General features: G+C 45.5%; 14 protein-coding genes, 2 tRNA genes and 1 other RNA gene. 5 read left to right on the forward strand and 12 right to left on the reverse strand.

Features of this window, described 5'->3' with window-relative positions:
• Positions 1 to 252: 252 nt before the first annotated feature.
• The 5 genes from ssrA to BW928_RS09440 form a co-directional block, all read right to left on the reverse strand.
• Positions 253 to 609, reverse strand: a transfer-messenger RNA (tmRNA) gene (gene ssrA / locus BW928_RS09420).
• A gap of 51 nt (positions 610 to 660) precedes the next feature.
• Positions 661 to 1,542: a WG repeat-containing protein gene (locus tag BW928_RS09425; protein ID WP_078310311.1), complete on the reverse strand. Its 882-nt coding sequence runs from the start codon at positions 1,540 to 1,542 to the stop codon at positions 661 to 663.
• Between the two features lie 128 nt (positions 1,543 to 1,670).
• Positions 1,671 to 4,472, reverse strand: coding sequence for a [protein-PII] uridylyltransferase (gene glnD / locus BW928_RS09430; RefSeq protein ID WP_076555977.1), 2,802 nt, complete (start codon positions 4,470 to 4,472; stop codon positions 1,671 to 1,673).
• Positions 4,473 to 4,487: 15 nt separating this feature from the next.
• Positions 4,488 to 5,279, reverse strand: coding sequence for a type I methionyl aminopeptidase (map, locus tag BW928_RS09435; protein WP_076555978.1), 792 nt, complete (start codon positions 5,277 to 5,279; stop codon positions 4,488 to 4,490).
• A 107-nt stretch (positions 5,280 to 5,386) separates the two neighbouring features.
• On the reverse strand, positions 5,387 to 5,719 hold the full coding sequence (locus BW928_RS09440) for a protein tyrosine phosphatase family protein (RefSeq protein ID WP_076555979.1): 333 nt from the start codon (positions 5,717 to 5,719) through the stop codon (positions 5,387 to 5,389).
• Between the two features lie 294 nt (positions 5,720 to 6,013).
• On the opposite strand from BW928_RS09440, the gene BW928_RS09450 reads away from it, so the two are divergent.
• A complete protein-coding gene (locus BW928_RS09450; protein ID WP_076555981.1) occupies positions 6,014 to 8,143 on the forward strand; it encodes an NADPH-dependent 2,4-dienoyl-CoA reductase in 2,130 nt (709 codons plus the stop codon).
• A gap of 251 nt (positions 8,144 to 8,394) precedes the next feature.
• Here BW928_RS09450 and ilvD read toward each other — a convergent pair whose 3' ends face one another.
• Positions 8,395 to 10,293 (reverse strand): dihydroxy-acid dehydratase, encoded by a 1,899-nt coding sequence (ilvD, locus tag BW928_RS09455; RefSeq protein WP_076555982.1) that lies wholly within the window; start codon positions 10,291 to 10,293, stop codon positions 8,395 to 8,397.
• 556 nt (positions 10,294 to 10,849) lie between these two features.
• Between ilvD and BW928_RS09460 the strand changes: the two genes are divergently transcribed.
• Together BW928_RS09460 and BW928_RS09465 are read left to right on the forward strand one after the other, a co-directional pair.
• Positions 10,850 to 12,547, forward strand: a complete 1,698-nt coding sequence (locus tag BW928_RS09460) for a BCCT family transporter (RefSeq protein ID WP_076555983.1) — start codon at positions 10,850 to 10,852, stop codon at positions 12,545 to 12,547.
• 102 nt (positions 12,548 to 12,649) lie between these two features.
• On the forward strand, positions 12,650 to 13,960 hold the full coding sequence (locus tag BW928_RS09465; RefSeq protein WP_227516591.1) for an AI-2E family transporter: 1,311 nt from the start codon (positions 12,650 to 12,652) through the stop codon (positions 13,958 to 13,960).
• On the opposite strand, the gene BW928_RS09470 is transcribed toward BW928_RS09465, so the two are convergent.
• Entirely contained in the window at positions 13,957 to 14,610 is a 654-nt protein-coding gene (locus BW928_RS09470; RefSeq protein WP_076555985.1) for a hypothetical protein, read from the reverse strand. The two genes, BW928_RS09465 and BW928_RS09470, sit on opposite strands and share 4 nt — an antisense overlap.
• A 164-nt stretch (positions 14,611 to 14,774) precedes the next feature.
• Between BW928_RS09470 and BW928_RS09475 the strand changes: the two genes are divergently transcribed.
• A complete protein-coding gene (locus tag BW928_RS09475; RefSeq protein WP_076555986.1) occupies positions 14,775 to 15,197 on the forward strand; it encodes an HIT family protein in 423 nt (140 codons plus the stop codon).
• Between the two features lie 154 nt (positions 15,198 to 15,351).
• On the opposite strand, the gene BW928_RS09480 is transcribed toward BW928_RS09475, so the two are convergent.
• Positions 15,352 to 16,125, reverse strand: a complete 774-nt coding sequence (locus BW928_RS09480; protein ID WP_076555987.1) for a ferredoxin--NADP reductase — start codon at positions 16,123 to 16,125, stop codon at positions 15,352 to 15,354.
• A gap of 156 nt (positions 16,126 to 16,281) precedes the next feature.
• Here BW928_RS09480 and tsaA point away from each other — a divergent pair, with 156 nt between their 5' ends.
• Positions 16,282 to 16,998 carry a tRNA (N6-threonylcarbamoyladenosine(37)-N6)-methyltransferase TrmO gene (gene tsaA / locus BW928_RS09485; protein WP_076555988.1) on the forward strand — a complete coding sequence of 239 codons (717 nt, stop codon included), beginning with the start codon at positions 16,282 to 16,284 and terminating at the stop codon, positions 16,996 to 16,998.
• A gap of 73 nt (positions 16,999 to 17,071) precedes the next feature.
• On the opposite strand, the gene BW928_RS12120 is transcribed toward tsaA, so the two are convergent.
• The 4 genes from BW928_RS12120 to BW928_RS09500 all read right to left on the reverse strand — a co-directional run bounded on the left by BW928_RS12120 (position 17,072) and on the right by BW928_RS09500 (position 20,028).
• A complete protein-coding gene (locus tag BW928_RS12120; protein ID WP_169835312.1) occupies positions 17,072 to 17,233 on the reverse strand; it encodes a hypothetical protein in 162 nt (53 codons plus the stop codon).
• 14 nt (positions 17,234 to 17,247) lie between these two features.
• A complete protein-coding gene (locus tag BW928_RS09490) occupies positions 17,248 to 19,539 on the reverse strand; it encodes a TonB-dependent receptor domain-containing protein (protein WP_076555989.1) in 2,292 nt (763 codons plus the stop codon).
• 322 nt (positions 19,540 to 19,861) lie between these two features.
• Positions 19,862 to 19,948: transfer RNA gene (locus BW928_RS09495), tRNA-Leu, on the reverse strand.
• 6 nt (positions 19,949 to 19,954) lie between these two features.
• Positions 19,955 to 20,028: transfer RNA gene (locus tag BW928_RS09500), tRNA-Cys, on the reverse strand.
• Positions 20,029 to 20,157: the final 129 nt, after the last annotated feature.

Here is a 20,157-nt window from a genome sequence, read left to right on the forward strand (position 1 = left end):
CAACCAGTCCAAACAGCTGGATTCATCTGGGCTACAAGCACCCAAGCGGCACTCAAAGAGGACAGGTTTTTAGGATTGGCTGATGATACCCCCCCAGTCTTGACGGCTGGGGGTTATTTGCCCGAAGGTTTGGTATGTAAAAATTGCCAGCCATGGGCGAAGTGCTAATGAGATATAAAGCTATAAAATAAGTCAAAAATAAGTCAAATAAAAAAATCAACCACGCAAGTGATTGATTTTTAATGGTTTTATTGGTGGAGATGGCGGGAGTTGAACCTGCGTCCGCCAGCACTACATCTATGAGTCTACATGCTTAGATTCTGTCTATGGCTTTAATCCGCACCGAACCGACAGTCAGGATGGATTGGACGATTTGCTAAGATTTCGCAGCTGTCATCGCAACGCTAACAGCTACTATCCTTTGTGCGTTCGCATCGGGGAGAGCAACCAGACCAAAGGCAATCTGTGCCGTCCCAAGCGCCCTTAGGCAGCTAGTGCGTAAGTTTCGTCGTTTGCGACTATTTTAAATGTATGTTGATTTACAAGAGGCATACGCTCTTGACATGCATCATTAGGTTTCGCTACCAGCGTCGAAGCCAGAACATCCCCTGATTTTCTGATTATAGACTGCTTTTGCAAATATTGCAAGTGCTTTTGGTTTTATTGATATTTTGGCATATTGGTACGGTTGCCTGATTTGTCAATATAGTATGATGATTCGCCATCAACCACATAGGAGGCACCCATGAAAAAGTCATAAACAAGGTCGTATTTTAGTTCAATGACCACCTTGCCTGTGGTATCAATAAAGCCAAATTTATGCAAAGGCACACCTTGTGCGTCTGTCAATCCTGTTTTTTTGGTAACGGCTGCCAACCCTTCGGAGAAGCTTTTGGCGGAGTCAAACTGTGGCTTGATGGCAACTTTGCCTGATTTGTCCAAAAAGCCGTATTTATCACCTTGTTTAAACAGCACCAAGCCATCTTCAAACCAGTCGCCAACCACCTCAAACTGTGGTTTGATGACCATTTTGCCCGTGCTGTCAATAAAGCCATATTTGCCATTTTGGGCAACTTTGGCACGACCTTCCCAAAATCCCCATGCGTCCTCAAACTGTGGCTTGATGGCAACTTTGCCTGTGCGATCTAGGTAGCCATATTTGCCATTTTGGCGATACAGTGCCAAATTGTTGCTAAATGGGTGGGCTTCTTGATAAGCGGTGGCGATGACCAGCTTGCCTGTGGTGTCAGCAAAGCCGTATTTGCCTTCTTTAATGACAGGTGCCAAGCCATCAACATAGCCACAATCAGGATAGATGATGGCAAATTCCACGCCTTCTGGCAGGGCGGTTTTGGTGCAGGCAGGTAGCGATTCTTCATCAACGGTGAGTGTGCTACTGGGCTGATTTGCCAGTGCGACACTACCAAGCATAAGTCCTGCTGATAGTATAAACTTGTAAGGGAGCTTCATGAGTTCTTCTCGGTGATATTTTTGCTCGGCATTTTGCCAAAATTGCGATACTAATGGACGATATTTTGGCATAAATTTGCCGAAAATACCACCATTGGACAGCTGAATTTGTGGCATTTTTGTGAGAAAAATACGGCTTGATTTACATAATGTTGCTTAAGTTTGTTAAGTGAGATTTTGGGCAAAGTGCATCAGTGTGGCTAATTGTCCAAGATATTGATAAGTTTTTCTTTTATTTGTATTAATTTATCATCACTAAGCAGCTCGCCGTGCTGATTGCTCAAATAAAACATATCTTCGGCACGCTCGCCCAAAGTGGTAATTCTTGCCCCATGCACCTGCACGGACAATTCACTAAATACCGCTCCAATCTTGGCAAGCAATGATGGTCTGTCCTTGGTAATCAGCTGCATTTGGTGGCGACCTTGCTGAGCCAGCGTGGTTGCTTTGGTAAAATGCACTTGTGTTGGCAGGTTAAAATGCCGAAGTGGGCTGGTGGTTTTGAAGGTTTTTGGTGGCGTGCAAAGATGCTGGTGGTGAAGGCTTGTGCGAAGTTTATCAACCAATTCATGATGACGGTGTGAATAGGATAATAAATCGGTATCACAGTTTGCACCATGCCTATCAATGAGCACATAGCAATCAAGTGCCATTGCAGTATCGTCAATGCTTGCAGAGATGATGGTCGCATCTAGGACGCTTAGCCCCATTTTGTCCAAAACGCATACGGTGGTGGCAAATAAATTGTCCTGATCTGGGGTGCAAACGAGCAATTGTATGCCCCTTAGCGAGACTTCATCGTGTCGTCTTAGCATAATGATTGGCTCGCCAAGTGTTAGCTTGTGCTTATTTGCCAAGATTTGTGTGGTTTGCCAGACAATGTCGCTTACTTTTTGTTTGAGAAAATATTCTTCACCAAAGCCAGACCAGAGGGCGGTTATTTGTTCTTGGGTGTGGTGTTGTTGGATAAGTAAATCATTGGCAGCGGTTTTGCGTAAGGCGATGACTTTGTCTTTATCAACAGTATGCACCCCTAAGCTATGCACGCGGTGGACGCTGGTGTATAGCTGCTTGAGCAAGGTGGCACGCCATGAGTTCCAAAGCTGACTGTTGGTGGCGTTCATGTCGGCAACGGTCAGCACATACAGATGATTAAGTCTGGCGATTGATTCGCTAAATTCTGCAAAGCGAGTAATGACATCAGGGTCGCTGATGTCTTGTTTTTGGGCGGTAAGCGACATGGTTAGATGCTCAAGCACCAGCCAGCGAACCAGCTGACTGTCCGATTCGCTCATGCCGTGATCTAGGCAGAATTGATAAGCATCAACCGCTCCCAATTTGGCATGGTCGCCACCACGACCCTTGGCAATATCATGAAAAATCGCAGCGATGATAAGAATGTCTTTGCGAGCGATTTTTTGATAAATTTCACTTGCCAAGCCATATTTTCCTGTGCTGTCCGTCTCAAAACGGTGCAAAATCCGCACCAAAAACAGCGTGTGAGCATCAACCGTATAGCGATGAAACAAATCGTATTGCATAAGCCCCATCACTTGCCCAAAGGCGGGCAGATAATTGCCCAGTACGCCAAAGCGTTTCATCAGCCTTAGGCGATGAAACAAATAATTACTCTGTTGTAAATTTGCCAAGAATAATTGACGGTGCTGGCTTTGGTTGCGAAAATCATCATCAATCAGCAGGCTGGCTTGATTAATGGCACGCAAGGTGGCAGCGGTGATTTTGTTGATGCCTTGCTGCCCCATGATTAAAAAAATTTTCAGCAAATTGGCAGGGTTGTTGCTAAAAGTATCAGCATGGTTGGCATGGATTTTTGTTACCAGTTTGCCATCTGTGTCTTTTGTGCTGATTAAACAAAAATTATCATCAATCACCGTGCGTTCACCAGAACAAAGAGCAAGCGATGTATCTGTCAGGTAATTTTCGGCAAAATAAGCACAAAGCATCTCCGACAGCGTTGTCACACGCATGGCATGGTGATAGTACTGCCGCATCATCACCTCCAAGGCGGCGGTGATGTCGTGGTGCGTAGCTTGTTCATTCGGCTGATAATAACCAAAGCGTTCGGCGAGGCTTTTTTGGTAATCAAACAGCAGCCTGTCTTCGTTGCGATTTGCCAGCGTATGCAGATGATGACGCACGCACCACAAAAACTCTTGGGCGGCGATGATTTCTTGGCGTTCATCTTGGCTGATGAAATTCGCTACAGCATCAGAACTGTCTTGCCCAAAATAAAATCGTGAAAGCCAGTGCAAAATATGCAAATCACGCAGACCACCGGGGGCGTTTTTGATGTGTGGCTCAAGGTTGTATTCGGTGGCATTGTGCGAGAGATATCGCTGTTTTGCTTCGTTGATTTTGGCGGTGTAGAATGCTTGTATTGACCAGTTTTTTTTAACAGTATTGAAAGGTAAATTTATGAATGATACATTGCCAGCAACCAGTCGTGCGTCCAGCCAAGCAGTAGCAATGGTCTGGTCGCTGACAGCTGTATCCAGTGCGGTTTTGTCTTGTACCGAAAATGCTGGTGTAATGCCAATATCCCACAGGCTGGCAACAAATTGCTCAATGTTTGCTTGGGTGGCATGAATGTTTTCGCCAATCAATAAAATATCAATGTCCGAGGCGGGCAGCAGCTCACAGCGACCATAGCCACCAATGGCAAATAAGGCAAAATTATCAGGCAGATGATAGGCAAATAAGGCACTTAGCACTTCATCAATAACCAGCGTGCGGATATTGATGAGCGTGCCGATTTGTTCGGTTGCTGCCGTGCCACGATGCCTTAGGTGTTTGTCAATGGCGTGATTTGTCGCTTGCAAATAGTGGCGAATGGCTGCACAATCTGTAAGATTGGGCGGTGTTGGCAGGTTCAGTTCCAGCTGTTGGCAATAAGCGAGCAGTTTGTCGCTTTGGTCAAGTTGGGCGTATTGCGTCATGGACATTGGGCAAATGGCAATGGCGGCAAGTGGATTATCAAGCACTACTTGCCTTGATGCTTAGTTATTTAAAAAACTCAAATCCTCATCATCTCTGGCGGTGGTAACAAGACAGCCTGTATCCGTAACAATGATGGTATGCTCCCATTGGGCGGATAGTTTGCGGTCTTTGGTGATCGCTGTCCAGCCGTCTTTTAGGACTTTGGTTTGCCAGACCCCTTGATTAATCATAGGCTCAATGGTAAGTGCCATGCCAGTTTTTAGCTCAATGCCTGTGCCTGCTTTGCCGTAGTGCAGCACTTGTGGTTCTGCATGAAAACTCTTGCCAATGCCATGTCCACAAAATTCTCTGACGATGCTAAAACGCTCAGGTTCGACCACGGCTTGAATTGCAGCACCAATATCACCCAGCCTTGCACCATTTTTGACGACTTTCATGCCAGCATAGAGAGCCTCTTGGGCGACACGGCACAGTCTTTCGCCCATGATGGTAGGTTTGCCGACCACCCACATTTTTGAGGTATCGCCATAATAACCATCTTTGATGACGGTGATGTCAATATTAATAATATCGCCATCTTTTAAGATGCGTTCGTGGTCAGGAATGCCGTGGCAGACGACATGGTTGATGGAGGTGCAGATGGATTTTGGAAAGCCATTATAATTCAGCGGTGCTGGGATTGCTCCTTGCACTTCGGTGATATAGCGATGGGCAATATCATCAAGCGTGCCTGTGCTGACACCTACTTTGACATATTCATCAAGCATGGTTAATACATCAGCGGCAAGTTTGCCAGCAAGTTGCATTTTGGCAATGTCGTTTTTATCCAAGATAGGAATGTGTTTTGTCATAATTATCGCTTATTGGCTGTTTGGTTATCAATCAAATTGGACTTATTGTACTAAAAAAGTGCGTTTTATGCCATATTAAGCCACAAAATAGACCATCTGCAACAGCTTTAGTCATCAAGCAAATCATGCTCTCGGGCGGCTTGCAGAATAATGCTTGAGCGGTTGCCACTGCGACAAAAAATATGCAGCGGACGCTCGGTTTGGTTATAAAAATCAGCAAAGGATTGCACATGGTGCATCTCAAGCATACCACCTGCAAAAGCGATTTGCTGATAGGCAATGCCACAATCGGCAGCAACAGCGGCGATTTGTGCAGAGCTTGGTTGATTTGGTTCTTCGTTGTCAGGGCGGTTGTTGATGAGGGTTTTGTAGCCTTGCTGGGCAAGTTGTCTGACCTCGTCAGGGGTGATTTGACCCGAAATGGTGATGATATCGCTCATGATTATCCTTATAGTATTGATGATATTGCCCACAATTTATCACTCTGTGATGGGCGTATTATTGATAGCTTACCTTGATTTTGTGGCTTTGGCAAATGATTTGTGTGAATTTTTTTTGATTAAATTTCGTTCGTCAAAAAATCACAAGACATTGCCAAAAAATGTGCTAAAATTTGGGCAATGTATTATGCTTGGATAAAACCTGCCACTTGCGTCTTGCAGTCTGTGGCTTGATATTTATGCATAACAAATACACCGATAAAAATTGCTACAGCTAGCCATAGGAAAATAGCCATGCCTTTAGCCTTTTTTAAGAAAAAATTAACAAATAACTCAAGCATTGCCATCAGTGAAGAAAACAGCCATTATCCGCATTTGTTTGAGCCGCTTGATTTGGGATTTACTCAATTAAAAAATCGCATCATCATGGGGTCAATGCACACGGGGCTTGAGGATAGATTTTATCATTATGGCAGGCTGGCGGCGTATTTTGAGGCTCGAGCAAAAGGCGGAGTGGGGCTGATTATCACAGGCGGCATTTCGCCAAATCGTGAGGGTTGGCTGACGCCTTTGGCAGGTACAATGAATCGCTTGGCAGATGTGGTGCATCATCGCAGAATCACCCACGCAGTGCATAAGCACGGTGCCAAGATATTGCTACAAATTTTGCACGCAGGGCGGTATGGTTATCACCCCTTTGTTGTCGCCCCCAGTGCAATAAAATCGCCCATCTCGCCCTTTAAGCCACGGCAAATGAGCCAAAAAAATATCGCAGCCACCATTGCAGATTTTGCTCATACGGCAACGCTTGCCAAAAAAGCAGGTTATGATGGCGTTGAGATTATGGGTTCTGAAGGTTATCTTATCAATCAATTTTTGTCATCATGCACCAATCAACGCAATGATAAATATGGTGGCACGCTAGAAAATCGTGGGCGGTTCGCAGTTGAGATTGTCAGGGCAATTAGACAAGCGGTCGGTGAGCAATTTATCATCAGTTTTCGGCTGCCTGTGATAGAGTTGGTGGAGCAGGGGCTTGTGATGGCTGAGGTGATTGAGTTTGCCAAATCACTAGAAAGTGCTGGCATAACCTTGTTAAACACTGGCATCGGCTGGCATGAATCACGCATTCCGACCATTGTTAGCAGTGTGCCACGAGCGGCTTTTGTACGATATACCGAAGCACTCAAGGCAGCAGTCAATACGCCCATCATCGCCGCCAATCGCATCAATATGCCCAAAGTTGCTGAGGAAATATTGGCAAGCAATCAGGCGGATTTGGTGCAAATGGCAAGGCCGTTTTTGGCAGATAGTGAATGGGTCAATAAAGCACGCAATAATCAAGAAAATCTTATCAATACTTGCATTGGTTGTAATCAAGCATGCCTTGATCATACCTTTAATAACGAGCAAGTGAGCTGCTTGGTGAATCCTTTGGCGTGTTTTGAGAGTCAAATTGCCCTAAAACCTGCCAAAAAACCCAAAAAAATCGTCATCATCGGAGCAGGTGTTGCAGGTTTGTCGGCTGCAGTAACGGCAGCAACTCGAGGTCATCAGGTGGTGATTTATGAAGCCAAGCCATTTATCGGTGGGCAGTTTAATCTGGCAAAGGTGATACCGGGCAAAGAGGAGTTTTTTGAGACCATTCGCTATTTTCGTGAGCAGATTAAGCGGCTTGGCATTACTGTGGAGCTAAATACCAAAGTGGATAGGGCGATGCTTGCCAATATGCAGGCGGACCATGTTATCATCGCCACAGGGGTTGTGCCACGCCAATTAACCACGCTTGCTGGTGTGAATTTGCCGAAAGTTGTCAGCTACAGCGAGCTTTTAAGCGGCGAGAAGGTGGCAGGCGAGCGAGTGGCGGTGCTGGGTGCAGGGGGTATTGGTTTTGATGTGGCGGAATTTTTGGTGCATGGTGAATCGGTTGCAGCCGATGTCAATGATGAGCATTATCAAGCGGTTGCCCAGACGGCGGAGTCGTTTTTTGCCCAATGGGGCGTGCAGCCAGATGCTCATTATAACCACGAAGGAGGGCTGACCGCTGCCACTGCAATTAAGCCTTGTCGTCAGGTGTATTTGTTGCAACGCAGTGCAGGTAAGCTGGGCAAGTCGCTGGGCAAGACAACAGGCTGGGTGCATAAAGCAGTCATGAAGCAGGCAGGTGTGATTCAAATTTCTGAAGCGGAATATGAAAAAATCACCGATGAAGGGCTGTGGGTTCGCCTAGATGGTGTGTCGCAGCTGATTCGCGTTGATACGGTGGTGCTATGTGTTGGGCAAGAATCGGTCAATGAGCTGATGCCAAAACTTGGCGATACGCCAAAAGCGGATTATCATGCCATTGGAGGTGCCAGATTGTCTGACGGATTGGATGCCAAGCGTGCCATTCGTGAGGGTTTTGAGTTGGCGGTGCGGTTGTAAGTTTAGATTTTATTGATATATTTAAATGATAATTTATCAAATCTATTAATTTAGCCAATATGCTCTGGCTGTACTTTGGTATTTTTGATAATAAATTCTAAATATAGAATTGTTGTTATTTTAATAAATTAACTCTAAGCCATTTCAATAAATTTGCCAAATATGGGCAGAATTCGGCTGATTTAGTGCATTTGGCATAAAGCCACCACAAGCTGCTTGGTATCTTGTGGTGGCAATTGTGCCGTTAGCCGTTATTCTACTTGGCTGACATCACGCACAGCACCAGTGTCGGCAGATGTTGCCATGGCTGCATAAGCACGCAAGGCTTGGCTGACAGTGCGATTGCGATTGATGGGTTTAAATGCCATTTTGCCTCTGGATAGTTGTTTTTCGCGGCGTTTGTCCAGCTCATCATCTGTTACATCAAGATGAATTGTGCGGTTGGGAATGTCAATGTGAATCGTGTCAAATTCTTCAACAAGACCAATATTACCCCCCTCAGCCGCCTCTGGACTGGCGTGTCCGATAGATAGACCTGATGTGCCACCACTGAAACGACCATCGGTCAGTAATGCACAAGCCTTGCCCAAGCCTTTTGATTTTAAATAAGAAGTTGGGTAGAGCATTTCTTGCATACCGGGGCCACCTTTTGGACCTTCGTAACGGATAATGACAATATCCCCTGCGATAATCTGATCGCCCAAGATTGCCTCTACTGCCGCCTCTTGGCTTTCAAATACTCTGGCACGCCCTGTAAAGGTCAAAATGCTCTCATCAACGCCTGCAGTCTTGACCACGCAACCACGCTCGGCAATATTGCCAAACAGCACCGCCAAGCCGCCATCTTGACTGTAGGCAAAATCCTTACTGCGGATGCAGCCACTTTCACGGTTCAAATCCAGATTGCTCCAGACTTTATTTTGGCTAAATGCCTCGGTGGTGCGTATGCCAGCAGGGGCGGCGATATACAGCTCACGAGCCTCACTGTTGTCAGGGTTCATGATGTCCCATTTATCAAGAGCGGCTTGCAGGCTTTCTGAATGCACGGTTGGTACATGGGTTTTTAATAGCCCTGCACGGTTTAATTCTGCCAAAATCCCCATCACGCCACCAGCACGATGCACATCTTCCATGTGGTATTTTTGGGTGGCAGGGGCGACTTTTGATAGGCATGGCACCGAGCGAGACAAGCGGTCAATGTCCGCCATCTTAAAGTCCACGCCTGCTTCATTGGCAGCGGCAAGCAGGTGTAAGATGGTATTGGTTGAGCCGCCCATAGCAATGTCTAGGCTCATGGCATTTTCAAAGGCCTCTTTGCTGGCGATTGAGCGTGGCAGTACGCTGGCATCGTCTTGTTCATAGTAGCGTTTGGCAAGGGCAACGATGCTGCGACCTGCTTGCAAAAACAGCTGTTTGCGTTTGGCATGCGTGGCGAGCAATGAGCCGTTACCGGGCAGTGATAAGCCCAGTGCTTCGGTTAGGCAGTTCATGGAATTGGCGGTAAACATACCAGAGCATGAGCCACAGGTTGGGCAGGCTGAGCGTTCGACATTGGCAACATCATTGTCTGAAATAAGGTCATCAGCAGCATCAATCATGGCATCAACCAAATCCAGCTTACGCACCTTTTGACCATCATCATTAGTGATGGTTTCGTGGACGGTATGCCCATCACCTAGAGTACTTGCTAACACCTTGCCAGCCTCCATCGGGCCGCCAGAGACAAAGATGGTTGGAATGTTTAGTCGCATGGCTGCCATCAGCATACCTGGGGTGATTTTGTCGCAGTTGGAAATGCAGACCAATGCATCGGCACAATGGGCATTGACCATGTATTCAACACTGTCCGCAATCAAATCACGACTGGGCAAGCTATACAGCATACCACCATGCCCCATGGCAATGCCATCATCAACGGCGATGGTGTTAAATTCTTTGGCAACGCCACCTGCTGCCTCAATCTCTCGGGCGACCAGCTGACCCAAATCTTTTAAATGCACATGACCGGGAACGAATTGGGTAAATGAGTTGGCAATGGCAATGATGGGCTTGTCAAAATCCGCATCGGTCATGCCAGTGGCACGCCACAAGGCTCTTGCTCCTGCCATGTTGCGACCTGCGGTAGATGTTTTTGAGCGGTAGGTTGGCATATTGCCTCCTTTGTTGGCGATTGGCTACAAATATGAATGCAAATTTGCTTATTTTAGCACTTTTTATCATCAAAAACTTGCTTGATTTTGGCAGTGATGAGAAATTTTGTCTATAAAGGTGCAATGCAACCAAAAATTACCATTCATCAGACTGACAAAATCAACCAAGCGGTAGAGATTATTTGTGATTCATTTGCAGTTACAAAATACAACAAAAAATAAAAATATAATAAAATCAATATCTTAAATAAAATTTTTGCAGTATCGGCAATAAATAAAAATCCAAAAATTTGCAAATCAATACCGATATTGTTAGTCTGATGGATTATTGATTGATTTTTAATTGTATTTTTTAAATTTATCTAAATATAAAGTTGAAACCGCTACATTGTAATCGTATGCTGTGCGGTTATTCAGATACTGTGCATCGGTGGGTAATGGTATTTGGCAATATTTTTAAATTTATTATTTATATAAAATACAATTAAAAATCCTTAAAAAGTAGCCTTGTTTTACATTGAATATAACAAGGCGATGACACCATTAAGGATAAACTATGAATAATCAACAAGTTACAGATAATTCTTGTGATAAAGAAGTCATGGCAGAAGGGGTTAAAATCAGCCGATTTGGCATATTTCCCAAAGTCAGCATTCCTGTTTTTGTAAGCTCTGCTTTATTGATTATGCTGTTTTTATTATATGGAGCGTTGTTCAGCGAGCAAGCAGGGGCGGTATTTGGACAGGTGCAGCAGTTTATCAGCACCAGAGTTGGTTTTGTGCTGATTATTTTGATGAATGCAGCGTTGGTTTTTTGTGCTTATTTGGGATTTAGCCATTTTGGCGATATTCGTCTGGGTCATCAGACCGAAACGCCGCAGTACAGTTTTGGCTCGTGGATTGGTATGCTGTTTTCGGCAGGGATTGGCATTGGGCTTTTGTACTGGGGAACGGCAGAGCCATTGTATCATTTCGCCTCGCCACCGATGGGTGAGCCACAGAGTATTGAGGCGGCAAAATTGGCAATGCAGCTTTCGTTTTTGCATTGGGGATTGCACGCTTGGGCGGTGTATGCCATCGTTGCGTTGTCGCTGGCCTATTTTCATTATCGGCGAGGATTGCCCCTGTCGATTCGCTCGGTGCTGTTTCCGCTGATTGGTAAACGCATCTATGGCAAATGGGGTCATGCGGTTGATGTTTTGGCGGTATTTGGCACGATGTTTGGCGTGGTAACTTCGCTGGGATTGGGTGTTATGCAGCTTGAGACAGGGTTGGTGCAATTGTTTGGTATTAGCCCAAGTATCTGGCTGAAGGTGTCTTTGATTGCACTGATTACCATCGCTGCTGCTGTCTCGGTGATGGCGGGCTTGGATAAAGGAGTGAAAAGATTGAGCGATATTACCATCGTTGCTACTTTGTTGCTGCTTGTCTTTATGGTGATAACAGGGCCGACACAGTTTATTTTTGATAGTTTTGTGGAGAATATTGGCAACTATGCAGGCAATCTTATCAGTTTGGGGCTGTGGAATGAGGCGTATGCCGATAGCAATTGGCAGGCGAGTTGGACGGTGTTTTATTGGGCGTGGTGGGTGAGCTGGTCGCCGTTTGTGGGGATTTTTATTGCACGCATCTCAAGAGGTCGCACCATTCGTGAATTTTTGTTTGGCGTGCTGTTTGTGCCGATGACGCTGCTGTTCTTTTGGTTTACTACATTCGGTGGTGTGGCGGTATATATGGAGCTGCTGGGTGATTTTGGCTTGGTGCAAGCGGTGCAGGCGGACTATGGCAGTGCGGTCTTTAAATTGATTGAATATTATCCATTGACGCAAGGGTTGATGGTGGTGATTTTGGCGATGATTGTCTTGTGGTTTGTAACATCGGCAGACAGTGCCAGTCTGGTGGTGGATATGCTGACGGCAGGGGGTCAGACCAACCCACCAAAGATACAGCGGTTGTTTTGGGTAACTTCAGAGGGGCTGATGGCGGCGGTGCTGATTGTGGCAGGTGGCTTGTCGGCATTGCAGGCGGCCGCCATTATTGCAGGTTTGCCATTTGCTTTGGTGGTGTTTGTGATGATGTACTGCCTATGGCGTGGACTGGGACGAGACAGATTGACACTGTATCGCAACAAGCAGTGGTACATTACCGCAGAGTCGGCAGAGCATAATTCTCACGATGAAATGAGAGATGAGCATTTGCTTGGTGGGCCATTGCCACTGCCCAAGCACGCCACTGATGATAAGCCCAAAGGGTGAAAAATTTGACTCTTGGTCAAAAATATTGGGATTTTTCAAGAAATAATAAAAATAGTTATCATAAAACTTGAAAATTTAGCAAAACCTTGCTAGGCTTGCAAATTGCACACAAAAACCAATGGTACGGCGATTGGCACGCCAAAGAGTATCATTGGTTCGTCAATAAAACAAACTTGGCAGATTTGCCATAGATGGGAAGATTTCATGACAACAATCCAAGCACAAAAATCATTTATTCTGATGGCGATGGCTGTCTTTTTGCTAATGGTGAGCTTTTATTATTTGATTCATGTATGGTTGATTGTTTTTGCTTCAATTCTGATGGCGGTATTTTTGTTGAGCTTGGTTGAATTTTTGACAAAAATTCCTGTATTGGGGCGGTATGCCAGACGGTTGCCGCATGGCGTGTTATTGACGCTGGTGGTGTTGTTTTTGCTGGGTATTTTTGTGGGTTTTGCTGCCACATTTGGGCATGAGCTTGCCAATCAGCTTGAGCATTTAAAACAAATGATACCGCAAGCATTTGATTATTTGCATCAGTATGTGCAAAGTTATCCAATGCTGTATGAATGGCTACAAAATCAAGCGTGGATTGAGCGACTGCGTAGCGACCCTCAAGGGTTTTTGGCACAGTTTGGCGAAGGTGCGATGACGCATTTGCCGACTTATTTGGGCGGTGTAATCAGCGGTATTGGCACTTTTGTGGTGATTGTGATACTTGGGTTGTTTTTGGCAATTTCGCCTGCGGTATATCGCCGAAGTTTTGTTGCGATGATTCCAAAGAATAGTCGCAATAAGGCGGAATATTTGCTTGAGCGTAGCTATCGTGCGATGCAGCAGTGGCTGGTAGGGCAGCTTGTGGTGATGGGTTTTGTGGGGGTTTCAACAGGGGTGGCGTTGTGGCTGATGGATATTCCTTTTGCCTTGGCTTTGGGGTTTATTGCATTTTTGCTGGATTTTGTTCCTGTGCTTGGCCCTTGGCTGTCGGCAGTGCCGATTGTGCTATTGACGCTGATTGTTGCTCCAGATATGTTGCTGTGGGTGGTTATTATGATTGTGGCGGTGCAGCAACTTGAGAGTTATGTTGTTGCCCCAATTGTACAAAATCGCATGGTGGATTTGCCACCTGTGGCACTGCTGCTGCCACAAGTGGTGATGGGGTCGATTACGGGCTTTTTGGGTGTGGCACTGGCAGCACCGATGATGGTGATGATTATCGTATGGGTGCAGGTGCTGTATATCAAGTTCACACTGGGGGATTATACGGTACAAATTTTGGATCAAGACGAAGAGCAGATGAAAAATGACCTATATGCTGACTTTCAGGGCTATCAACAAAAGCAGACTGCCAATAATCCAGCAAAAAATACGCCACCGCAGCAGACAATCAAGCCAAATGGTGATGATGCTTAGCCCAAAGCGGTGGCAGTAATTTTCTCCAAGATAGCATCGTGCAGATAGCCCAAGGCGGCAGGGCGGTTGTTTTTTAGGGTGTTGAGTGCGTGTGTGGTTGCCAGAGCGTGAGAGTTTGGCAATCGCATATAGTTGTCATGCGTGTCAATGATAAGTGTATCGCCTTGCAGGTCGGCACTTATTAGCTGATATTGAGAATTTTTGTAGATGATATTAACATTTCCTGCCAATTGCCAGCGTGCAGCCTCTTGGGCGATGAGTGCTTGGGGTTCGCCATAGACCGCTTGGCTGTGTTTGGCGGTATTGGTGAATTGGGTGTGCAGTGCCAATGGCAACTCATCGCAGGCAATGACAGTTGTGCCGCTGATTTTGATGTGCCATGCAGGGCAGATTGTGCCTGTGGGCAAGCCAAGCATATAAGATGCTTCATCGGCAGTAACCATTTTATTAATTTGCCTAAGCAGTGTGGCACTAAGGGGTAAGTCTGCCTTGATTTCATCGGGCAAGCTGTCATAGTGTGCCAAAAACATTTGTGGCAAATCATAAGCGGTGTCAATGTTGGTCAGTTTGACATTATGCACACGAAACACAAAGCCATCATCACCAAACAGGTCTTGCAAAATCAATAAGGGCTGTTCGTCAGTATCCATAATCATCGGCTCATAAAAATGCTTACTATAGCAAAAATCGGCAAGAAAATCAGCTTAAATCATCATAAAATTATGCTACAATGCAGTCAAGATGGCATTGCAAGAAAATGGCGTGTTTGCCGTTGGTGCAATGACATAAGTCTATGGCAATTACGAGAGATTTTATGAAACCATTATACGATGATAGCAATATTTTTGCCAAAATTTTGCGAGGAGAGCTGCCTTGCCACAAGGTTTATGAAGATGAGAAGACTTTGGCGTTTATGGACATTATGCCTGTGGCGACAGGGCATGTTTTGGTCATTCCCAAATGTCAAGCGGTGGAGCTTAGTGATTTGCCCTTAGAATACGCCACGGCTGTCATTGCCACCGCCCAAAAAGTCATGACCGCTCAGCGTCAAGTGCTAAATACTCAGGCAATCATGCAGATGCAGCTCAATCATGCCGATGCAGGTCAGTCGGTTTTTCATTATCACATGCACCTTGTGCCAGCACATTTTAGCACAATTGCCAAGCACGAAACACTGACCGTTGATGCAGACACGCTTGCCAAACTTGCCAAGCAGTTGGCGGCAGCGATTGCTTAATTAAGTTATCATTGCCAAAGAATCTTAGCAAGCCAACTGGCGTGCTGTATTTCACAGCTTAAGGGTGTCTGCCAACTTGGCACAGGTTTATTTGTCGGGCAAAATTGATACAAAAAAGACGCATCATGTGATGCGTCTGATGGGAATGGTGGCATTAACCAACAAAGGCTCGCTCAACCACATAGTCGGCAGGCTCGCCCATGCGTGGCGATACTGTCAAGCCAAACTCGTCCAAGATAGCAGCGGTGTCGGCATTCATCGCCATGCTGCCACAAATCATCACACGGTCATCTTGCTTGTTGATTGGTGGCAGTCCGATGTCGTCAAACAGTTTGCCTGATTTTAATAAGTCGGTAACACGCCCTGTGTTTTTGAACTCATCACGAGTAACGGTTGGGTAGTAGATGAATTTTTCACGCACCCATTCGCCAAAAATCTCATCATTTGGCAATTCGTTCTCAAAAAAATCACGATAAGCCAAATCCTCAACATGACGAACCCCGTGTACCAAAATCACTTTTTCGAAGCGTTCGTAAACTTCAGGGTCGCGGCATAATGATAAAAACGGAGCAAGACCTGTACCAGTTGCCAGCATATACAAATGTTTACCAGGCAACAAGTCGTCCAGCACCAGCGTGCCTGTGGGTTTTTTGCTGATCAGCAGTTCATCGCCGACTTGAATATGTTGCAGGCGGCTGGTAAGTGGGCCGTCTGGTACTTTGATGGAGAAAAATTCCAATTCCTCTGCCCAGTTCGGACTGGCAATAGAATAGGCACGAGCCAAAGGCTTGCCATCAACCATAATGCCAATCATGGCAAACTCGCCATTGCGAAAACGCAAGCTGTCGCCACGCGTGGTTTTGATGGTGAATAGACTGTCATTCCAATGATGAACATAAGTAACAGTTTCGCTGATAAATTTTGACATAATGTTCTCTATAGCTGATTAGGTTGTGATATTAGCCCTGTTAGCTGGCGATTGGTTGGCAAATAATTGGTGTATAATAACCAGTTTTGCCAGAACTATTTAGGGTAATTTTGGAATAAGCACTGCACATTTTAGCATAAACGAGATTATTTTCCCATGCAAGAAATCCATTTGCCGATTATTGGTTATCATCGCTCACCGTTGCCACAAAAATTTGGTACGCCAAGACAGCCGAATTTGGTTGAGCTTGCCAGTTATATTGACTTCGTGCCACCATTTGATACACCAGCGGCATTTGAAGGTATTGAGATTTATAGTCATTTGTGGGTATTGTGGCAATTTCATCAGAATGTTGTGCAGAAAAATTTTCGCCCGCAGGTGCGTCCGCCAAGGTTTGGCGGCAATGCCAAGATGGGGGTATTTGCAACTCGTAGTATGTACAGACCGTCAGGGTTGGGGCTGTCGGTGGTGCGACTTGTCGGCGTTGAATGCCATCAGCACAGTGTGCGGCTGCATATCGCTGGTGCTGATATGATTGACGGCACGCCAATTGTTGATATTAAGCCGTATTTGCCGTTTGTGGACAGTGTGTTTGATGCTGTCAGTGGCAAGATAGATACACCAGCTGTTAGGAAGGTTGTGATAGATGCACAGGCAAGCCAAGCATTTGCTGATTGTGTGCTACAAGGGGTGCTAAGTGCAACCGATGTGGATATTATCACCCAGCTTATCGCCCAAGACCCCAGACCTGCCTATCGCCAGCAAGAGGTTGCGGTGGTGTTTTCTTTGCGTTTTTTGCAGGTTGATGTTGATTTTTTGATGGACGATGATGGGCTGATGCACATTGTGCAGGTGCGAATCTTGGCAAGCTGATGGCATTAGTCGCATGATAAAAAACAGCGGTCAAACTTGACAGTGCTAAGTTTGACCGTTTTTTTTGGCTTGGTTAAAAGGTGTAGGTTAATGCGGCAGCATAGTTACGACCTGTTGCTGTGTAGCGAGCAAAACCATAGCCTTTGTCATCAACCATGTTGTTGCCCGCCTCGCCATCAACAAACTGCTTAAGATTCTCCCAAGGGATATAACGCACATTGGTGATGTTGTACACGCCAGCGGTTAGGCTTAAGTTTTTGCCAAGTTTTTTGCTGCCATACAGATCGTAGATGAGGGCGTTTTTGCTGCGATTAATATGCTCGTACGCTCCTGAATATTCATAGCTTCTGCCTGTGGCTGTTCTGCCTTGTCTGATGACTTGGCATCTTTTGCTTTTTTGGCGGCGATGGCATTAACCACGCCGTGCAGCTGCCAGCTGTCATTATTGGCAGTGTAGCTTGCACCCATGATGAAGGTTGCTGGGGCGGTGCTTAGTGTGTTGATGGTAAGTTTGCCATTATTGCTGTCAAAACTTGCACGGTCTTTGGCTTGGTGATAGTTGGCAAATGCCAGCAATCGACCATTGGTGCTAAGTAGATTGGATAAATCAGCATCAACACCAAGTTTAAACCCTGTAACTTTGGCATCATTTAGATTGACCGACTGTGAACAGTACGACCCGCCACAGCCTGCTAAGTCATCACCCCATTTGGTTTGGATAAAATTTTTGTAGTTATTTTGATAAGCTGTTGCGGTTAGCCTTATATTACTAAGTGGCTTAACTTGAACGCTGAACTCTTGGCTAAGGGAGGTTTCGGGTTTGAGTTCAGGGTTGGCAAGTTGTCTGATGTCAAAATATGGCACTTCTTGGTTGGCGTACAGTTGGGTGGTGGTCGGTGCCAAAAACCCTGTGGCGATTTTGTAGCCGACTTTGGCACGATTGGGTATCAGGTCATAATCGATACCACCGCTGTAGGTGGTTTTTGCAAATCGTGCTTTGGGCAAATTGTTGCCTTGACGGTACAGTTGGCAAAACGACCCTTCGTTATATTCATCACACAATTCAGCATTGATGGCATTTTCATCATTGCCAAAAACATTGTTCTGAAAATATGGTTTGGATTGATAATCGGTGTAGCGTACGCCAATATTTGCCCGAAGGCGATCATTTATCTCAATATTATCATGCAAATAAAAACTCAAATCCTGCTTTTTGCTATCAACAAATGCTCTGTCCATACTCGCTGTTTTGCCCAGCTGCACTGTTGCCAAATCGTAGTTTTGGCGGCTGTATTGCGTACCAAAGCTAAGATTATGCGTGCCTGCCTTGCCCAGCGTGATGGGATTGGTTTTGATGATTAAATCGGCTTGTTTGGTAACAGTGTTGGTCGGTCGATATTCTCGCCGATACAGCTGTGAGGATTTTAAGGTCTCGCCATCAAAGACTCTGTCATACAGCCAAGTATCCGCCAGTGTCAAGGCACGGCTTTGATTAAGATTTATCCCAATGCTGTCAATCAGTGTGGTTGTTGGTTGATAGCGATAACTTAGCCCATAGGTTGCCAGCCGACTGGTGTCATGCGTACGCCGTGCATCATTGGCAAGCCGTCTGTTGGGGCTGATGGGTGGGTTGTGCATGGAGTCGGCATTGGTCAGGCTTTGTTTTTCTTGATACAGACCATGTATGCCAAATCGATGCTTGTTTGATTTGATATAGAGCTTGGCAGTCAAGCCGTCTTGAGTGTAGCTTTGGGGATTTGGATAAATTAAGCTGCTTGCGGTGATGAGGTTTGGCATCTCATCATGGCTAAATACATAATTTGGGTCAAGTTTTGCCTTGTCTTTTGGACGCATGGCATGGTTCTTGGTTTTGCTGCCTTCTCGGCGTGTATAATTGAGCAAAAATTCAGCTTTGGTACCAACCGCCGCCATACCAACCGCCGCCATTTTTTCTTCATTTTTATTGCTGTAACCAATTTTGGCATAGCCACCAAAGCCTTGCGTGTCTTTGACTAGGCTTGTAGGTTCTTTGCTCTTAAAGCTCACCGAGCCGCCCAACGCACCAGAGCCGACCGCTGTACTGTCAGCACCTGCGTGTATCAGTACCTGATCCATCAGTTCCATTTCGGGTATGATACGACCCTCGGGCATATAGCCATAGCGTGAAAATATTTCATTTGATTCTGATTCTGGCAAATTCACCCCATCAAGATTTAGGTTCACCCGATTGCCCTCAACGCCACGAATGGCAAAGCCTTGATTGCCAAATCTGCCCAGCTGGGCGACCGAGACATCGCTGTCATAACGCACTAAATCATAAGCATCATTAATAAGCTGGTTGTTCAGATTGTCCCTTGTGATTTTGCTATCGGCAAATTGCAATCTGGGCAGGCTGGCTTGATGAATGATGGCTGGCGGCAGCACAACGGTGAGTGGGCGGTTGTCGGCAGGCGTGTCCGCATGGGCATTTTGTGCCATAATCATAAAAATACATAACGCCAGTAAGGATTTACTGGTTGTTGGCATGGTCAATTGATTCATTATCTTGCCTATTTGTTAATTAATATTGCTAAAAAGTATCCGAATAAATAAATTATACATTACAGCAACAAAATATCAAATGAAAAAATTTTTGATTATCATTCTCATTAACAAATAAAAAGTTATGGATAACCACAAGAAAAATGGCAAAATTCTGACATAAGATTGGTAGCCAACTGATTGATGTTATATAAAATCTGTAATGGCGGCAAATCTTGCAATTAGCGGTTGGTAAAAATGTGGAAAAACGGCATGGTGGAGTTCAATCGTCTGATTTGCTTTATAAAAGCAAAACCCCCGTCCTAAGACAGGGGAAATGTGATGGTGCCCAGAGCCGGACTTGAACCGGCACGCTCAAAAGAGCGAGGGATTTTAAATCCCTTGTGTCTACCAATTTCACCACCCGGGCAAAAAATGGAGGCTGGAGTCGGAATCGAACCGGCGTACACGGAGTTGCAGTCCGCTGCATGACCACTCTGCCATCCAGCCATTTAAGTGTTGCTATCTTACCAAAAATTTTCAAAAAAACAAGCAAAATTTTCAAATTTTCAAAAATTTTTAGCAAATGGGCAGGTATTTTACTATTTTGCACACAAAATCAACCAAATTGCAAGCGAT

It is taken from the genome of Moraxella cuniculi DSM 21768 (genome assembly GCF_900156515.1).
In the GTDB taxonomy this organism is placed as follows: Bacteria; Pseudomonadota; Gammaproteobacteria; order Pseudomonadales; family Moraxellaceae; genus Moraxella; species Moraxella cuniculi.

Coding starts and splice junctions, on each gene's coding strand:
- map (WP_076555978.1), bottom strand. CDS start 5,279: ATGACAAAACACATTCCTATCTTGGATAAAAACGACATTGCCAAAATG.
- BW928_RS09480 (WP_076555987.1), bottom strand. CDS start 16,125: ATGTCAAAATTTATCAGCGAAACTGTTACTTATGTTCATCATTGGAAT.
- BW928_RS09490 (WP_076555989.1), bottom strand. CDS start 19,539: ATGAATCAATTGACCATGCCAACAACCAGTAAATCCTTACTGGCGTTA.
- BW928_RS09470 (WP_076555985.1), bottom strand. CDS start 14,610: ATGGATACTGACGAACAGCCCTTATTGATTTTGCAAGACCTGTTTGGT.
- BW928_RS09475 (WP_076555986.1), top strand. CDS start 14,775: ATGAAACCATTATACGATGATAGCAATATTTTTGCCAAAATTTTGCGA.
- ilvD (WP_076555982.1), bottom strand. CDS start 10,293: ATGCCAACCTACCGCTCAAAAACATCTACCGCAGGTCGCAACATGGCA.
- BW928_RS09450 (WP_076555981.1), top strand. CDS start 6,014: ATGCCTTTAGCCTTTTTTAAGAAAAAATTAACAAATAACTCAAGCATT.
- BW928_RS09425 (WP_078310311.1), bottom strand. CDS start 1,542: ATGCCAAAATATCGTCCATTAGTATCGCAATTTTGGCAAAATGCCGAG.
- BW928_RS09460 (WP_076555983.1), top strand. CDS start 10,850: ATGAATAATCAACAAGTTACAGATAATTCTTGTGATAAAGAAGTCATG.
- tsaA (WP_076555988.1), top strand. CDS start 16,282: ATGCAAGAAATCCATTTGCCGATTATTGGTTATCATCGCTCACCGTTG.
- BW928_RS09440 (WP_076555979.1), bottom strand. CDS start 5,719: ATGAGCGATATCATCACCATTTCGGGTCAAATCACCCCTGACGAGGTC.